The organism is Nocardia sp. NPDC051900, from assembly GCF_044452545.1.
Taxonomy (GTDB): domain Bacteria; phylum Actinomycetota; class Actinomycetes; order Mycobacteriales; family Mycobacteriaceae; genus Nocardia; species Nocardia sichangensis.
In genome coordinates, this window is record NZ_JBITBU010000009.1 from 1 (window position 1) to 14,125 (window position 14,125).

Consider the following 14,125-nt stretch of genomic DNA (forward strand, 5'->3'; position numbering starts at 1 on the left):
ACCGCCGTACCCGCGCCGGTGACGCGCACGAGCGCGGCGTCACCCCGAAGACCGCGCCGATCGGCGTCGGGCTCGGACTGCCTCGCATCGGCGCACCCGCCCCGGAACCCGCGGCCGCGAGCTGCTCGACCGGCTGCGACGCATGACCGCGAGCCCGCAGGACAACGACGACGCCACCCGTGGCGCCGATGGATCTGTCCCCGCGTCCGGCGACGACCAGCGCGGCGCGTCCGCGGCCGACCGGGGGCGCGAGCCGGCGAGCCCCGACGCAGACGAACGAAACGAGGATTCCGTGAGCTCGGTCGAGAGCACCGCCGATTTCGAACAGTTCCGCGACGATCTCGACGCCGTCGAGCGCAAGATCGCCGGTGAGATCGATCCCGGCGTCCGCGCGATGGTCGTGGCGGGCGCGGTGTTCCTGCTGCTGGCCTCGCTGGTGCTGTCGCACGCCGGCGCGGCGCGCGGCTTCGACGTGCTGCTGAACACCGACGTCGCGCGGGCCGAGCACATCGGGCTGCCCTCGCGGATCTTCGTGTGGTTCGTCGTGGTGTTCGGCATCGGCTTCTCGATGCTGGCGCTGATGACCCGCCGCTGGGTGCTGGCTTGGGTCGCGGTCGCGGGCAGTGCCGTGGCGGCCGTGTTCGGCGTGCTGTCCATCTGGCACCGCCAGACGCCCGGGCTCGGCAACTATGTCGGCGCGGGCCCCGGCATCGGCCTGATCCTCGGCGCGATCGTGACCGTCGTGCTCACCTTCCACTGGATCCGGGTGGTGTGGAGCCGCACCGCACTGCACTTGGCCGCAGAGGAGCAGCGCCGCAACGCCGCCGCGGCGGCGGAGGAACGCGACCGTCGTCGGCTGATGGGCGATTCCTGACCGGCTCTTTCCACACGACAGCGGCCCATCCCAGCCGGGAGGGGGCCGCTGTTCGTTTCGATCGTGCCGATATCTCAGCGGTTGCTGACGGCACCCTCGGCGGCCTCGGCCCACTCTCGCCACTGCTTGGCCTGTTCCAGCGCCTTCTCCGCGTCGCGAGCCTTGCCTGCGGCCTGCGCCTTCGCGGCCTGCTCCTCGAACTGCGCCACGCGCTCGCGGAACTGGGCGGCGCGGGCCATCGCCTCGGGGTCGGTGCGCCGCCACTGCGCGTCGACGGCGTCGCGCACACGCTTCTCGATAGCCCGCAGCTTGCCTTCCAGTTCTTGCATGCGCTCGCGCGGAACCTTGCCGATGGCGTCCCACTTGTCCTGGAGCTCGCGCAGCGCGCCGCGGGCCGCTTCCAGGTCGGCGGACGGATCGATGTAGGCGTAGTGGTTCAGCAGTTCCTCTTTGGCGGCCGCGTTGTGCTCGAACTCGGCGTCGCGCTCGGAGACCGCGGCGTTGCGCGCGGCGAAGAAGACGTCCTGGGCGCTCTTGAAGCGCCGCCACAGCGCCTCGTCGGCCTCGCGCGGCGCGCGACCGGCGGCTTTCCACTCGGTGAGCAGATCGCGGAAGATGCCCGCGGTGGCCACCCACTCTGTGGAGCCGGACAGTTCCTCGGCCTGCACGCACAGTTCTTCCTTGCGCGCCTTCGCGGCGGCGCGTTCGCGATCCAGCTCGGCGAAGTGCGCGCCGCGGCGGCGGTTGAACGCCTCACGCGCCTTGGAGTAGCGCTTCCACAGCGCGTCGTCGACCTTGCGGTCCACGCCCCGGATGGACTTCCACTCGTCGAGGATCTCGCGCAACCGATCGCCCGCGGCCTTCCACTGGGTGGACTCGGCGGCGATCTTCTCCGCCTCGGCGGCCAGCGCCTCCTTGCGTTCGGTGTGCTCGTGCCTAGCGCGTTCCTTCTCTTCCTTGGCGTGCGCGGCGGCCTCTTCGGAGTGCTCGGCGATGGCCTGCAGGCGCCGGGCCAAGCCCTCGATGTCGCCGATGACGGCGGCGGTCGGCAGCGACTCGGCCAGCGTGACGGCGGCGGCCTTGGTCTTGCGTGCGTCCGCGCCCGCGGCCAACCTGGCCTCCAGCAGGGCGACCTCGGTGGCCAGATCGTCGAACCGGCGGCCGAAGTGGGCCAAGCCCTCCGCGGCGTCACCGGCCTGCCACGAGCCGATCTGGCGTTCACCCTCGGCGGTCTTCACCCACGCGGTGCCGTCTTCGTCGACCCGGCCCCACCGGCTCGGATCGGAGACGGTGGGCACGACGACGGGATGGGGATGCTGCTGGGCCGGGCCCGGGGCGGGTTTGACCGCGTGCGGTTTGGGCGGTTGAATCGAGCGGCCCGGTTTCGGAGCACCGGAAGAACGGGGCATCTTGCCGGGTCCGGCTTTCGCGGTTCCGTTGCTGTCGGTCATTTTTCCTCGTCCCTGCCGCGCGTCACGGCTGCCTGGTTACGCCCTAGCTCATCCCATTCAACCCGGTCCGAGCCCTTGTGACCATCGATCCATGCCTTCCCACGGAGGAATCCCGCGGATTCCAACCCCTGATGACCTGGGTTGTAGCTCCTCGAACACTATCAATCTCGGCGGTATTTACGGCAGAGACACTCGAAGCCGGCCGGTACCGGCAGTACCCGCAACGACTACGGTTACGACGTGTTCTCCGTCGCCGCCCTCGTTCCGTCGCCGCCCGTGCTGGTCCCCGAGTTGTGCGGTGGTACGGCGGACACGGCGGGAGCAGGGGATTCGGATCCGCGCGCGGTGCTGCGGTCGGCCGTGCTCGACACCGTGCGCGCCTTCGCGTCCGTGACAGGCCACTGGACGGTGATCGGCGCCGATGCCGGTGACCGCACGTTCGGTCCGGAGACCGTCGGCACGTTCCGCGGCTTCGGCGTCGACGTGCGGGTCGGCCTCTCGAGTGCCGCCGTCGCCGGAGCGCGGCAGGCCGATGCCGGGTTGCCGCTGGCCGTACTGATCGGCGGGTGGCTACGCGGGCAGGTCGCCCCTGACGCGGTCGCCGAGGCGAGTGTCGTCGCCGCGGACGCGCCCGCGGAGCATTGCCGGGAGACCGGGACGAAGCTGCGTGCCGAGCTGGACAGCGACGGCGAGCCGCGCGGTGTGCTGGTCGTCGCCGACGGGGCGGCGACGCTGTCGGTCAAGGCGCCCGGCTACCTCGACGAACGGGCCCGCCCGGTGCAGGACCGGCTGGACGACGCGCTGAGCACAGGTGATCGCGCCGCGTTGCGGGCACTCGACTCCGGACTGTGTGCCGAACTGGGCGTGACGGGCCGCCCGGCCTATCAGGTGCTGGCCGGGCTGTTCCGCGCCGATCCGCTGGTCGAGACGCGCTACCGGGACGCCCCGTTCGGAGTCGGCTACCACGTGAGCCTCTGGCGGCCCGCGGGAGACGACGCGCCGTGACGGATTCCGGCATCACTCCGATCGCGGTCGTCGGCCCCACCGCCACCGGCAAATCCGATCTGGCTCTCGACCTGGCCGAACAACTCGGCGGCGAGATCGTGAACATCGACGCCATGCAGCTGTACCGCGGCATGGACATCGGCACCGCGAAGCTGCCCGTCGCGCAGCGCCGGGGCATCCCGCACCACCAGCTCGACGTGCTCGACGTGACCGACACCGCGTCCGTGGCCGCGTATCAGGCGGCGGCGAGCGCGGACGTCGTCGCGATCATGGGGCGCGGCCGGGTGCCCGTCATCGTGGGCGGCTCGATGATGTACGTCCAGGCGCTGTTGGACCAATGGGAGTTCCCGGCCACCGATCCGGCCGTGCGGGCGCGCTGGGAGGCGGTGCTCGCCGAGCGGGGCGTCGCGGCCGTACACGCGGCGCTGCGCGCGGCCGATCCGGTGGCCGCTGCCACCATCCTGCCCACCGACGGGCGCCGTATGGTGCGTGCGCTCGAGGTCGTGGAACTCACCGGACAGCCGTTCGCCGCGTCGGCGCCGACCATCGGGCAGCCGCGCTGGGGCACGATCGTCATCGGCGTCGACCGGGAGACCGCGGCCTTGGACGCGCGCATCGAGCGGCGCACCGCCGCGATGTTCGAAGGCGGGCTGGTCGAGGAGGTACGCGGCCTGATCGAGTGCGGCCTGCTCGAGGGCGTCACGGCCCGGCGAGCCATCGGCTACGCACAAGTCCTGGCCTATTTGGACAACGAATACGACCTGAACCATGCTCAGGAACGCACCCTGATCGGCACGCGGCGCTACGTGCGCAGGCAACGCTCCTGGTTCCGGCGCGATCCCCGGGTGCGGTGGGTGGACGGCGCCGCCCCTGATCCGGCCGCGACGGCGCTGGCCCTGCTCGATGAGAAAGAACGGACTCCGCAGTGACCCGACGTGTGAGCACGCGCAACGCCTCCGTCCAGGTGTGGCAGGCCTACCTCAACAACCGCACCAAGCGTCATCGCGACGGCCGTTTCCTGGTGCAGGGCGTGCGTCCGATCACGCAGGCCATGGCCAACGACTGGCCGCTGGAGACGCTGCTGTACCGGCTCGGCGGCCCCGAGCTGTCCAGCTGGGCGCGCGAAGTGCTGGACACCAGCGGAGTGCCACAGGTCGGCCTGGTGCCCGAGCTGATGGCCGAACTCGGCGAAAAGGCCGCCGGGATACCGGAACTGGTGGCGGTCGCGGAGTCGCGGCAGCCCGAACTGGAGGCCTTCGAGCCGGGTGAGCCGGGGGAGGACGCGCCGGTGGTCGTGGTGTTCGACCGGCCCAACTCGCCGGGCAACCTGGGCACGCTGATCCGCTCGGCCGACGCGTTCGGCGCCAGCGGCGTCATCGTCACCGGACACGGCGCCGACCAGTACGACCCGCAGGCGGTGCGCGCCTCGACCGGTTCGCTGTTCGCCGTGCCGGTGATCCGCGCCGCCGGGCCCGCTCAGGTGCTGGAGTTCCGCAACCGGCAGATCCGCCGCGGCATCCCGACCCGCATCGTTGGCACCGACGAGCACGGCAGCCACGCCGCCTACGACTACGACTTCACCGACGCGACCATCCTCGTCATCGGCAACGAGACCAGCGGTATGAGCGCCGCGTGGGAGGCGGCCTGCGACGACATGGTGCACATCCCGATGGGTGGGACGGCCAGCTCGCTGGGGGCGCCCTCGGCGGCCGCGGTGGCGCTCTACGAAATTTCCCGGCAACGCCGGACGTTTGCCAAATGACGACGAGACAGGGAGACATCGCACGTGCCGGATATCGAGTTCACCAAGGGTCACGGCACCCAGAACGATTTCGTGGTGCTGCCCGACCCGCAGGCCGGCCTCGCGCTGACGGCCGAGCAGGTCGGCGCGCTGTGTGATCGCAGGCGCGGGCTCGGCGCGGATGGCGTGTTGCGGGTCGCGCGGGCCGGTGCGTTGCAGGCCGCCGGTGTGCTGGCGGAGCTTCCGGAGGACGTGGGCGCCGACGACTGGTTCATGGATTACCGCAACGCCGACGGCTCGATCGCGGAGATGTGCGGCAACGGCGTGCGCGTATTCGCGCATTACCTGCACGCGGCGGGATTGGAAACCCGCGACAGCTTCGTGGTCGGCAGCCGCGCCGGGGCGCGCCCGGTCACCGTGCATGCCGGGAACTCGGTCACCGGGGACGTCACCGTCGGCATGGGCCGGGTGCGCGAACTCGGCCCGTCCACCGCGACCATCGCGGGCTGGGCGCTGCCCGGGATCGGCATCGATGTCGGCAATCCGCATTTGGCCTGCGTCGATCCGGGTATGTCCGTGGACGCGCTCGGCAAGCTCGACCTGACCGTGCCGCCCGGCTTCGATCCGGACCTGTTCCCACACGGGGTGAACGTCGAGATCGTCACGGCGCTGGACGCCGAGAGGTCGGTCGACATGCGGGTCTACGAGCGCGGTGTGGGCGAGACCCGTTCCTGCGGAACGGGTACCGTCGCCGCGGCCGCCGCGGCGCTGGCCGCCGACGGCTTCCGGATCGGCGCCGACTCCGGTCGGGTGACGGTCCGGGTGCCCGGCGGCGAACTGACCGTCGGGCTCGAGCGCGGGTCGGCATGGCTGCGCGGGCCGTCGGTTTTGCTGGCCTCGGGTCGCCTCGCCGGGTCCTGGTGGGACGGTCGGTAGCGGCATCGCCCCGATAACCGGGTGCGTGCTGCGGTGATGTCGTGGCAGCATGGATGGTGTATGAGGAAGTCAGAGACGTATGAATTCACTCCGGCGGACGCGAACGATCGCGCCGCCGATGCGGCCGACGACGCGGTGTCCGGCGAAGACGCGGTGACCGGCGACGTCGTCGCCGAGCACCGGGCACGGATGCGGCGATCGGGTTGGTCGGCCGATCCGACCACCGGTGAACTGCAGTTGGAGGACCGCAGTTCGCTGCGCCGTGTGGCGGGCCTGTCCACCGAGCTCACCGACATCACCGAGGTCGAGTACCGGCAGCTGCGCCTGGAGCGCGTCGTGCTGGTCGGGGTCTGGACCACGGGGACCGCCACGCAGGCCGATGCCAGCATGGCCGAACTCGCCGCGCTCGCCGAGACTGCGGGCTCCGAGGTGCTGGAAGCGTTGATCCAGCGCCGCGACCGGCCGGATCCGGCCACCTACATCGGCTCCGGCAAGGCCGACGAGCTGCGCTCCGTGGTGCTGGAGACCGGCGCGGACACCGTCATCTGTGACGGCGAGCTGACCCCCGCTCAGCTGACCGCCCTGGAGAAGGTGGTCAAGGTCAAGGTGGTCGACCGGACCGCGTTGATTTTGGACATCTTCGCTCAGCACGCCACTTCCCGGGAGGGCAAGGCGCAGGTCTCGCTGGCCCAGATGGAGTACATGCTGCCCCGGCTGCGCGGCTGGGGTGAGTCGATGTCCCGGCAGGCCGGTGGCCGCGCCGGCAGCAACGGCGGCGTGGGTCTGCGCGGCCCCGGTGAGACCAAGATCGAGACCGATCGTCGTCGCATCCGTGAGCGGATGGCCAAACTGCGCCGGGAGATCCGCGAGATGAAGACCGCGCGCGACACCATGCGGTCGCGCCGCACGTCCAGTGGCATCCCGTCCGTCGCGATCGTCGGCTACACCAACGCGGGCAAGTCGAGCCTGATGAACAAGCTCACCGGCTCCGGCGTGCTGGTCCAGGACGCCCTGTTCGCCACCCTCGATCCGACCACCCGCCGGGCCGAGCTGGACGACGGGCGCGAAGTCGTCTTCACCGACACCGTCGGCTTCGTGCGCCACCTGCCGACCCAGCTGGTCGAGGCTTTCCGCTCCACCTTGGAGGAGGTGACCGGCGCCGACCTGCTGGTGCACGTGGTGGACGGCTCCGACGCGCTGCCCGCCGAGCAGATCAAGGCGGTCCGCGAGGTGATCACGGACGTGATCAAGGAATCCGGTACGCCCGCCCCGCCCGAACTGCTGGTGGTGAACAAGACCGACGCGATGGGGCCGACCGAGCTCACCAACCTGCGTGCGCTGCTGCCCGACGCGTCGTTCGTGTCGGCGCGCAGCGGCCGCGGGATCGATGGGCTGCGCGAGCGGCTCGCCGAGCTGCTCGGGGACTTGGACGTGGAGATCAGCGTGCTGCTGCCGTACACGCGCGGTGACCTGCTCGCCCGCATCCACGCCGATGGCCGCATCCTCGGTTCGGATCACGAAGAGGGCGGAACCCGCGTCCACGCGCGCGTCCCGCATGCTCTCGCCGCCGCCTTGTCGGAGTACGCGCACGCGGGCACGGCCGGTACGCAGGATTAGGTCGAGCATCTCACTTCCTGAGATGTGACGCTGTCTTTCCGCGCGCTGGTCCGCGGCGTATCCGTGCTCGCGGACCGCCGCTGAAGTGCGAGTTCGCGACAGGCTTGCCGGGACGGCGAACGAGCTGGTCGACCGACCGGATCGGGCGTGTCGCGATGCGACGCGCACATCCGGTGCGACGCAGTCGATTTCGTTGCGCTATCGTCATCGAATCGACACCAGGAGGGTTCATGTCGGACGCCCGCTCCGATTCCCGCACCCGGCGCTCCGGCGCCGCGAACAGCGCCGATCCGGCGCTCAGCGACGGTGCGCCGCTGTCGGTTTCGCTGACCGACACCGATCTGCGGGTGATCGACACCCTGCTCGCGCCGCTGCGCGCGTGGACCAGCCCGCGCTTCTACGGCTTGGAGAACATCCCGGCCGACGGCCCGGTGCTGCTGGTCGGTAACCACAACCTGCTGGGCGGCATCGACGCCCCCATGCTGCTGCCCGAGGTGCTGCGCCGCCGCGGCCGCTTGATCCGCGGTCTCGCCGAGAACGTGCTGATCAACGTTCCCGGTGTCCGGCACCTGCTGCACCACTACGGCGCGGTGCGCGGCACTCGGTCCAACTGCCTGGCCCTGCTCCGGCGCGGCGAAGCCGTGATGGTGTTCCCTGGCGGTGGCCGGGAGGCGGTCCGCCGCAAGAACGAGAAGTACCTGCTGAAGTGGGAGGGGCGCAGCGGTTTCGCGCGCATGGCGATCGAAGCGGGCGCGCCCATCGTCCCGGTCGCGATGATCGGCGTCGACGACGCCTACGACATCCTGGTCGACGGCGACCATCCGATCCTGCGCCCCCTGCGCTGGACCGTGGAAGCGCTCGGGCTCAGCCGCGACCTCACCCCGCCACTCATCCGCGGCGTCGGTCCCACCGTCATCCCCCGTCCGGAACGCTTCTACTTCTCCGCCGGTGCGCCCATCGACCCGGCGCCGTGGCGCAACGCGGGCGACATGCACGCCGCCGCCACGGAATTCCGCGACGTGGTGCGCAAAGCGCTGGAGGAGGAGATGAACTTCCTCTTCGCCGAACGCGCGCGTGACGAAGGCCGCACCTTGGTGGGCCGATTGCGGGGCTGGCTGACACGCTGATGGCTTCGGAGATCGGCGCGTCGGTCGACTGTTCATCGTCCGACTGTCCATCGTCGGCGTCGGTGCTGCGCGCGGCACGTCACGTAGGGCGATTCGCCGCCGAGCTCACGGCTCGACCGTTTCACGCCCGATCAGCGCCTTTGCCGCGGAACTTCCCGGCCGGACGCATCGCCGTCGCGAGCTGAAGCTTGCGCGGCCGCGGAAACCGGTCGGCGGCTGAGTCGTCGGAACATGTTTCGTGACGGCCGGTTCTCGAGCGCGCCGTAAGTTGGGTGGCCGCCGACGATCGGAGCGACTGCGAGCCGTTCTACCAGCCGAGCCCCCAGCGATCCCAGTCGTGCGCGCGGTTTCCGGCCTCGGACATGACAGTCGGCCGGATCCTCCGTCGACACCATCGGTTCGTCGACGGATCGGACCTCGCGCGCCGGGTGCCGCGGCGGTCGTTGCCATCGGCGAGCGGCGTCTGCGCCTGTCGGCGTTTCGCCTGAGTCGGCTTCGTCGGCGCCCGTGGTCGCGCGGCTCGTCGTCTTGATCGACAACCGAAGCGCGTGCCGGTCAGTGGCAGGCCGGCCTCGTTCTGCGGCGTCACGCCCCGGCCGGCGGCCAATCGTCCCAAGCCTTCGATCGTTTGCCGGGAATCTCGTTCGCTGATCTCGACCCGATCCGCCGCTCCTGGTGAGACCATGGTTCCGGCCCCAGAAGTGAACAGGGATTCTCGCCCCGGGTACGGTATGGGGCAACGAGTGGTCGGTGTGGACCGGCCGGTGTGGTCACTAGGAGGTTGGCGTGGAACGCACACTGTTCGAACCCGAGCACGAACTGTTCCGGGAGTCGTTCCGCAAGTTTCTCGATCAGCACGTCGCGCCGAATCACGCGAAGTGGGAGGAGCAGGGCATCGTCGACCGGGCGGTCTGGCTCGAGGCGGGCAAGCAGGGCTTCCTCGGCATGGCCATGCCGGAGCAGTACGGCGGCGGCGGGGTGAAGGACTTCCGCTACAACGCCATCGTCTCGGAGGAGTCGGTGCGCGGCCAATACTCCGGCCTCGGCTTCTCGCTGCACAACGATGTGATCGCGCCTTATCTGCTCGAGCTGGCCAACGAGGAGCAGAAGCAGCGCTGGTTGCCCGGCTTCTGCGCGGGCGAGATCATCACCGCGATCGCGATGACCGAACCCGGTACCGGTTCGGACCTGCAGGGCATCAAGACTCGCGCGGTGCGGGACGGGGACGACTGGATCCTCAACGGCGCCAAGACCTTCATCACCAACGGCATCAACTCCGACATCGTGATCGTGGTGGCGCAGACCGACCCCGAGAAGGGGGCCATGGGCTTCAGCCTGTTCGTGGTCGAGCGCGGCATGCCCGGCTTCGAGCGCGGCCGCAACCTGGACAAGCTCGGCCTCAAGGCCCAGGACACCGCCGAGCTGAGCTTCACCGACGTGCGCGTGCCCGGCAAGAACCTGCTCGGCACCGAGGGGATGGGCTTCATCCACCTCATGCACAACCTGCCGCAGGAACGCCTGTCGATCGCCGTCATGGCCGCGGCGGCGATGGAGTCCTGCCTGGACATGACCGTGCAGTACGTCCGCGACCGCAAGGCGTTCGGCAAGCCGATCGGCGCGCTGCAGAACACCCGCTTCGTGCTCGCCGAACTGGCCACCAAGACCACGGCGGTGCGGCTGATGGTCGACAAGTTCATCGAGCTGCTCAACGAGGGCAAGCTGACCGCGGAGGACGCGGCGATGGCGAAGTGGTGGAGCACCGAGGAGCAGCTCGACCTGATCAACCGCTGCCTGCAACTGCACGGCGGATACGGCTACATGAAGGAATACCCGATCGCCAAGGCCTACATGGACGCCCGCATCCAGACCATCTACGGCGGCACCACCGAGATCATGAAAGAGATCATCGGACGCAGCCTGAAGCTGTCCTGACCGCGCGAATTCCGGCTCGGGCCGACGGCTGCCGCCGGCCCGGGTGCGGCACAATCGCCTTCCGAGGTGATGGCGAACTCGCCGTTCGCCGGTCGCCGGAGTGGAGGAGATGCGATGCCGAGTCTGGCCAACCAGGTGGTGCGCGGGTACCTGAAGGCGACGCGGGCCAATCGCGTGTTCATCGATGCCGACGCGGCGCGCAGGCGGGTCCTCGATCGGAGCGTGCGGCCTCGCAACTACGGTCCGCCGCGGCGGCTGCGCGCGGATGTGACCATCACGGTGGAGCGTCGCGGCGGCTGGCCGGTCTACACCCTCACTCCGCGCGGGCGCACGCCACGAGGGAACGTTGTGTACGCACACGGCGGCGGCTGGGTGCACGAGATCGCGCCGCAGCACTGGGCGCTGTGCGCGGCGGTCACCGCGGAAGCCGGTGCGGCGGTGACGGTCCCGATCTACCCGCTGATTCCGTTCGGGACGGCAGATCAGGTCGTCGCGGGCTTCGTGGAGCTGGCGCTCGCCAACCGGGAGACCTACGGAAATGTATGCGTGGCAGGGGATTCCGCCGGAGGGCAGATCGCACTGTCGGCCGCGGTGGCCCTGCGGGACGAGCACGACGTGCGGCTGCCCGGCACCGTGCTCATCGCCCCCGCGCTCGATCTGTCGCTGACCAATCCGGAAATCGAGGTCGTGCAGCCACGGGACCCGTGGCTGGGCGTCGCGGGATCGCGCGTGTTCATCGAACACTGGCGCGGCGATCTCGAGCTCGCCGACCCGCGCGTCAGCCCATTGGCCGCCGACCCGCGCGGACTCGGCCCGCTGACGGTCTTCTGCGGCACCGATGACATCCTGTGGCCGGACACCCTCCTGCTGGTCGAGGCGGCGCGCGACGCCGGGGTCGTGGTGGACTACCACGAGGCTCCCGGCCTGCCCCATGTCTATCCGCTGACCCCGACCCCGGAAGGGCGTGCCGCGCGTCGGGTCGTCATCGAGAGTCTGCGTAGCGCGCTCGCCAGTTGAACGACGGTGCGGTGCCGAATCGCGTTGTCGCCGCCCGGTTCGCGTGCGAGCTCGGCTGACGCGTGACAAGGGCAGGGCCTCGCCGCCGACGGGGCTGTCCAGGGCTGCGAGCGGCGGATTCGTCGTGGGCACCGTGGCGGTGTCGTAGGTCCGTGACCTGCCCACGTCGAACCCGTTGCGCCCGGCTACGTACCGGCTGCGGGCAGCGTGACCACGAAACGGGCGCCGGGTGTGCCGTCGGTGACGTGAATGGTGCCGCCGTGGCGTTCCACGACGTCGCGGACGATGGCCAGGCCGAGGCCCGCGCCGCCATCGTCGCGGCTGCGCGCGTCGTCCAGGCGGACGAATCGCTGGAAGATCCGGTCGCGGTCGGCGGGCGGCACACCCGGTCCGTCGTCGGTGACCGACAGCACCACCCGCTCGTCGGCGTCGTGGTCCACGGCGACGTCAACGGTGTTCGCGGCATGCCGCTGCGCGTTGTCGACCAGGTTGCCCAGAACGCGGGCGAGCTGGGTACGGCTCCCGGTGACCGCCACGGGCGCTTCCGGTATCGAGATCCGCACGGCCACCCGGTCCCGGACGCGGTGCTCCAACTCCTCACGGACCAGCACGGTCAGGTCCACCCGATCCGCGCGCGGTTGCTCGCCCGCGTCGAGCCGGGCCAGGAGCAAGAGGTCCGCCGCGAGATGTTCCAGCCGGATGGTGTCGCCGATCAGTCCGTCCAGTTCCAGCAGTTCGGGGTGCGCCTGGGCCACCTCGAGCTGGGTGCGCAGGCTCGCGATGGGGCTGCGCAACTCGTGTGCGGCGTCGGCGATGAACCGCCGCTGGCGCTCCGTGGACTCCTCCAGCGCGGCGAGCGTGGCGTTGGTGGTGCTCGCCAGCCTGCCGATCTCGTCGCGGGAGCCCGGTTCCGGCACGCGCAGGGAGAGATCGCCGTCCATGATCTCGGCGAGCTGCCTGCGAATCGCCTCCACCGGGCGCAGGGCGCGCCGGGTGACCAGCCAGGTCACCAGGGCGACCACCAGGAGTAGCGGAGGCAGGCCGATCAGCATCGCTTGCCGTGCGTCCGCCACCGCGCTGTCGGCGGTCGCCAGCGAGGAGCCCGCGTAGACGGTGGCGGGCTGTCCGCCCCGGATGGTCACCGCGAGGGCGGCGACCCGGAACGGATGCGGCCCGTCCTCGTCGTCCACCGTCAGCCGCACGTCGCCGAATTCGGCGTCGGCCGCCGTGGGGTCCGTGGGTTGCGACAGGCTTTCGCGGCCCGGCTTCTCGTCCTCGTCCTCTTCGTCGTCCTCCTCGTCCTCGTCATCGTCATCGGAAGTCTTGGCGTACGGGCCGAACTCGGCCATGGGCGGTTTGCCCGCGAGGTCGTCGTCGGCCGCGAGCACGCGGCGGTCGAGCGAAACGACCTGCACCGGTTCGCTTTCGGCATCGGGAAGCCGCAGCCGGGCGAGATCCGTGCCCGTCGCGAGCTGCGTCGCCACGTCCTGCGCGGTGGACTCCGCCTGCATTTCGGCGCTGTGCACCAGGTTGTGCCGCAGCACGGCCAGCACCACGAGCCCGGCCGCGGTCAGCGCCACCGCGACCACAACCGTCGCCGCGACCGTGGTGCGCACGCGGACCGAGCGCCACCAGGCCCGCGCGGCTCGCTCAGGCACGATCGGCCGTCAGCCGGTAGCCCGCGCCGCGAACGGTGGTGATCGATCGGCGTCCGAACGGCGCGTCGATCTTGCGGCGCAATGTGCTGATGTAGACCTCGACGATGTTCGGGTCGCCGTCGTAGGCGAAATCCCAGACATGGTCCAGGATATCGGCTTTCGAGACCACCTCCCCGGCGCGGACGGCCAGGTGCTCGAGCACAGCGAACTCCTTGGCGGTCAGCGTCACGTCCCGCGTGCCGCGGCGGCAGGTCCGGGTGCCCGGGTCCACGATCAGGTCGCCGACGCGCAACACGCGCGCGCCGCCGCGGGTCCGGCGGCGCAACAGCGCACGGATGCGGGCCAGCAGCACCAGGTAGGAGAACGGCTTGCTGAGGTAGTCGTCCGCGCCGGTGTCCAGGCCCTCGGCCTCGTCGTATTCGCCGTCTTTCGCGGTGAGCATGAGCACGGGCGTCTCGTGGCCACCGGCGCGCAGCGCGGCGCAGACGCGGTAGCCGTTCATGCCGGGCAGCATGATGTCGAGGATGATCAAGTCGTAGTCGGTTGTCGTCGCCAGATGCAGGCCCTCGGCGCCGTCGTGCACCACATCCACGGCGAATCCCTCGGCAGACAACCCTTTTGCCAGCGTGCGAGCCAGACGTTTCTCGTCTTCGACGATCAGCAGACGCATCCCCCAAGAGTGGCAGACGGATCCTGAAATCGTCTTCAGGTGACTTCAGCTCGCCTTCAGCTCGGTTCGCCACAGTGAACGCATTCGAGATCATCAC

At 70.3% G+C, this 14,125-nt stretch carries 12 protein-coding genes; 9 read left to right on the plus strand and 3 right to left on the minus strand.

Annotation, left to right across the window (positions count from 1 at the left end):
* The first annotated feature begins 142 nt into the window (after positions 1-142).
* Complete coding sequence (locus tag ACIA5H_RS16620) at positions 143-874, plus strand: hypothetical protein (protein WP_397076705.1); 732 nt, start codon at positions 143-145, stop codon at positions 872-874.
* Between the two features lie 74 nt (positions 875-948).
* Here ACIA5H_RS16620 and ACIA5H_RS16625 read toward each other — a convergent pair whose 3' ends face one another.
* The gene (locus ACIA5H_RS16625) at positions 949-2,325 is read right to left on the minus strand and encodes a DUF349 domain-containing protein (protein ID WP_356961492.1); all 1,377 of its coding nucleotides are present in this window, start codon (positions 2,323-2,325) and stop codon (positions 949-951) included.
* Positions 2,326-2,565: 240 nt separating this feature from the next.
* On the opposite strand from ACIA5H_RS16625, the gene ACIA5H_RS16630 reads away from it, so the two are divergent.
* From ACIA5H_RS16630 to ACIA5H_RS16665, 8 genes are all read left to right on the plus strand, one after another.
* A complete protein-coding gene (locus ACIA5H_RS16630; RefSeq protein WP_397076706.1) occupies positions 2,566-3,330 on the plus strand; it encodes a hypothetical protein in 765 nt (254 codons plus the stop codon).
* Positions 3,327-4,259 carry a tRNA (adenosine(37)-N6)-dimethylallyltransferase MiaA gene (miaA, locus tag ACIA5H_RS16635; RefSeq protein ID WP_397076707.1) on the plus strand — a complete coding sequence of 311 codons (933 nt, stop codon included), beginning with the start codon at positions 3,327-3,329 and terminating at the stop codon, positions 4,257-4,259. The genes ACIA5H_RS16630 and miaA overlap by 4 nt, the downstream gene beginning before the upstream one ends.
* Positions 4,256-5,092, plus strand: a complete 837-nt coding sequence (locus ACIA5H_RS16640) for a TrmH family RNA methyltransferase (protein WP_364426073.1) — start codon at positions 4,256-4,258, stop codon at positions 5,090-5,092. Before miaA ends, ACIA5H_RS16640 begins: the two co-directional genes overlap by 4 nt.
* Before the next feature lie 33 nt (positions 5,093-5,125).
* Positions 5,126-6,007 carry a diaminopimelate epimerase gene (gene dapF / locus ACIA5H_RS16645; RefSeq protein WP_356962444.1) on the plus strand — a complete coding sequence of 294 codons (882 nt, stop codon included), beginning with the start codon at positions 5,126-5,128 and terminating at the stop codon, positions 6,005-6,007.
* A 189-nt stretch (positions 6,008-6,196) separates the two neighbouring features.
* Positions 6,197-7,624 (plus strand): GTPase HflX, encoded by a 1,428-nt coding sequence (gene hflX / locus ACIA5H_RS16650; RefSeq protein WP_379251567.1) that lies wholly within the window; start codon positions 6,197-6,199, stop codon positions 7,622-7,624.
* 230 nt (positions 7,625-7,854) lie between these two features.
* The gene (locus ACIA5H_RS16655; RefSeq protein WP_379251259.1) at positions 7,855-8,751 is read left to right on the plus strand and encodes a lysophospholipid acyltransferase family protein; all 897 of its coding nucleotides are present in this window, start codon (positions 7,855-7,857) and stop codon (positions 8,749-8,751) included.
* Positions 8,752-9,537: 786 nt separating this feature from the next.
* Entirely contained in the window at positions 9,538-10,683 is a 1,146-nt protein-coding gene (locus ACIA5H_RS16660) for an acyl-CoA dehydrogenase family protein (protein ID WP_379251257.1), read from the plus strand.
* 114 nt (positions 10,684-10,797) lie between these two features.
* Positions 10,798-11,700: an alpha/beta hydrolase fold domain-containing protein gene (locus ACIA5H_RS16665; protein WP_397076708.1), complete on the plus strand. Its 903-nt coding sequence runs from the start codon at positions 10,798-10,800 to the stop codon at positions 11,698-11,700.
* A gap of 185 nt (positions 11,701-11,885) precedes the next feature.
* Here the strand turns inward: ACIA5H_RS16665 and ACIA5H_RS16670 are convergent, their stop codons facing one another.
* Positions 11,886-13,358, minus strand: coding sequence for a sensor histidine kinase (locus tag ACIA5H_RS16670; RefSeq protein WP_397076709.1), 1,473 nt, complete (start codon positions 13,356-13,358; stop codon positions 11,886-11,888).
* Positions 13,351-14,028: a response regulator gene (locus tag ACIA5H_RS16675; RefSeq protein WP_397076710.1), complete on the minus strand. Its 678-nt coding sequence runs from the start codon at positions 14,026-14,028 to the stop codon at positions 13,351-13,353. The genes ACIA5H_RS16670 and ACIA5H_RS16675 overlap by 8 nt, the downstream gene beginning before the upstream one ends.
* Between the last annotated feature and the right edge of the window lie 97 nt (positions 14,029-14,125).

Excerpts from the sequence above, each read along its gene's own strand:
- ACIA5H_RS16620 (WP_397076705.1), top strand. The coding sequence starts at position 143 with ATGACCGCGAGCCCGCAGGACAACGACGACGCCACCCGTGGCGCCGAT.
- ACIA5H_RS16625 (WP_356961492.1), bottom strand. The coding sequence starts at position 2,325 with ATGACCGACAGCAACGGAACCGCGAAAGCCGGACCCGGCAAGATGCCC.
- hflX (WP_379251567.1), top strand. The coding sequence starts at position 6,197 with ATGCGGCGATCGGGTTGGTCGGCCGATCCGACCACCGGTGAACTGCAG.
- ACIA5H_RS16655 (WP_379251259.1), top strand. The coding sequence starts at position 7,855 with ATGTCGGACGCCCGCTCCGATTCCCGCACCCGGCGCTCCGGCGCCGCG.
- ACIA5H_RS16665 (WP_397076708.1), top strand. The coding sequence starts at position 10,798 with ATGCCGAGTCTGGCCAACCAGGTGGTGCGCGGGTACCTGAAGGCGACG.
- ACIA5H_RS16675 (WP_397076710.1), bottom strand. The coding sequence starts at position 14,028 with ATGCGTCTGCTGATCGTCGAAGACGAGAAACGTCTGGCTCGCACGCTG.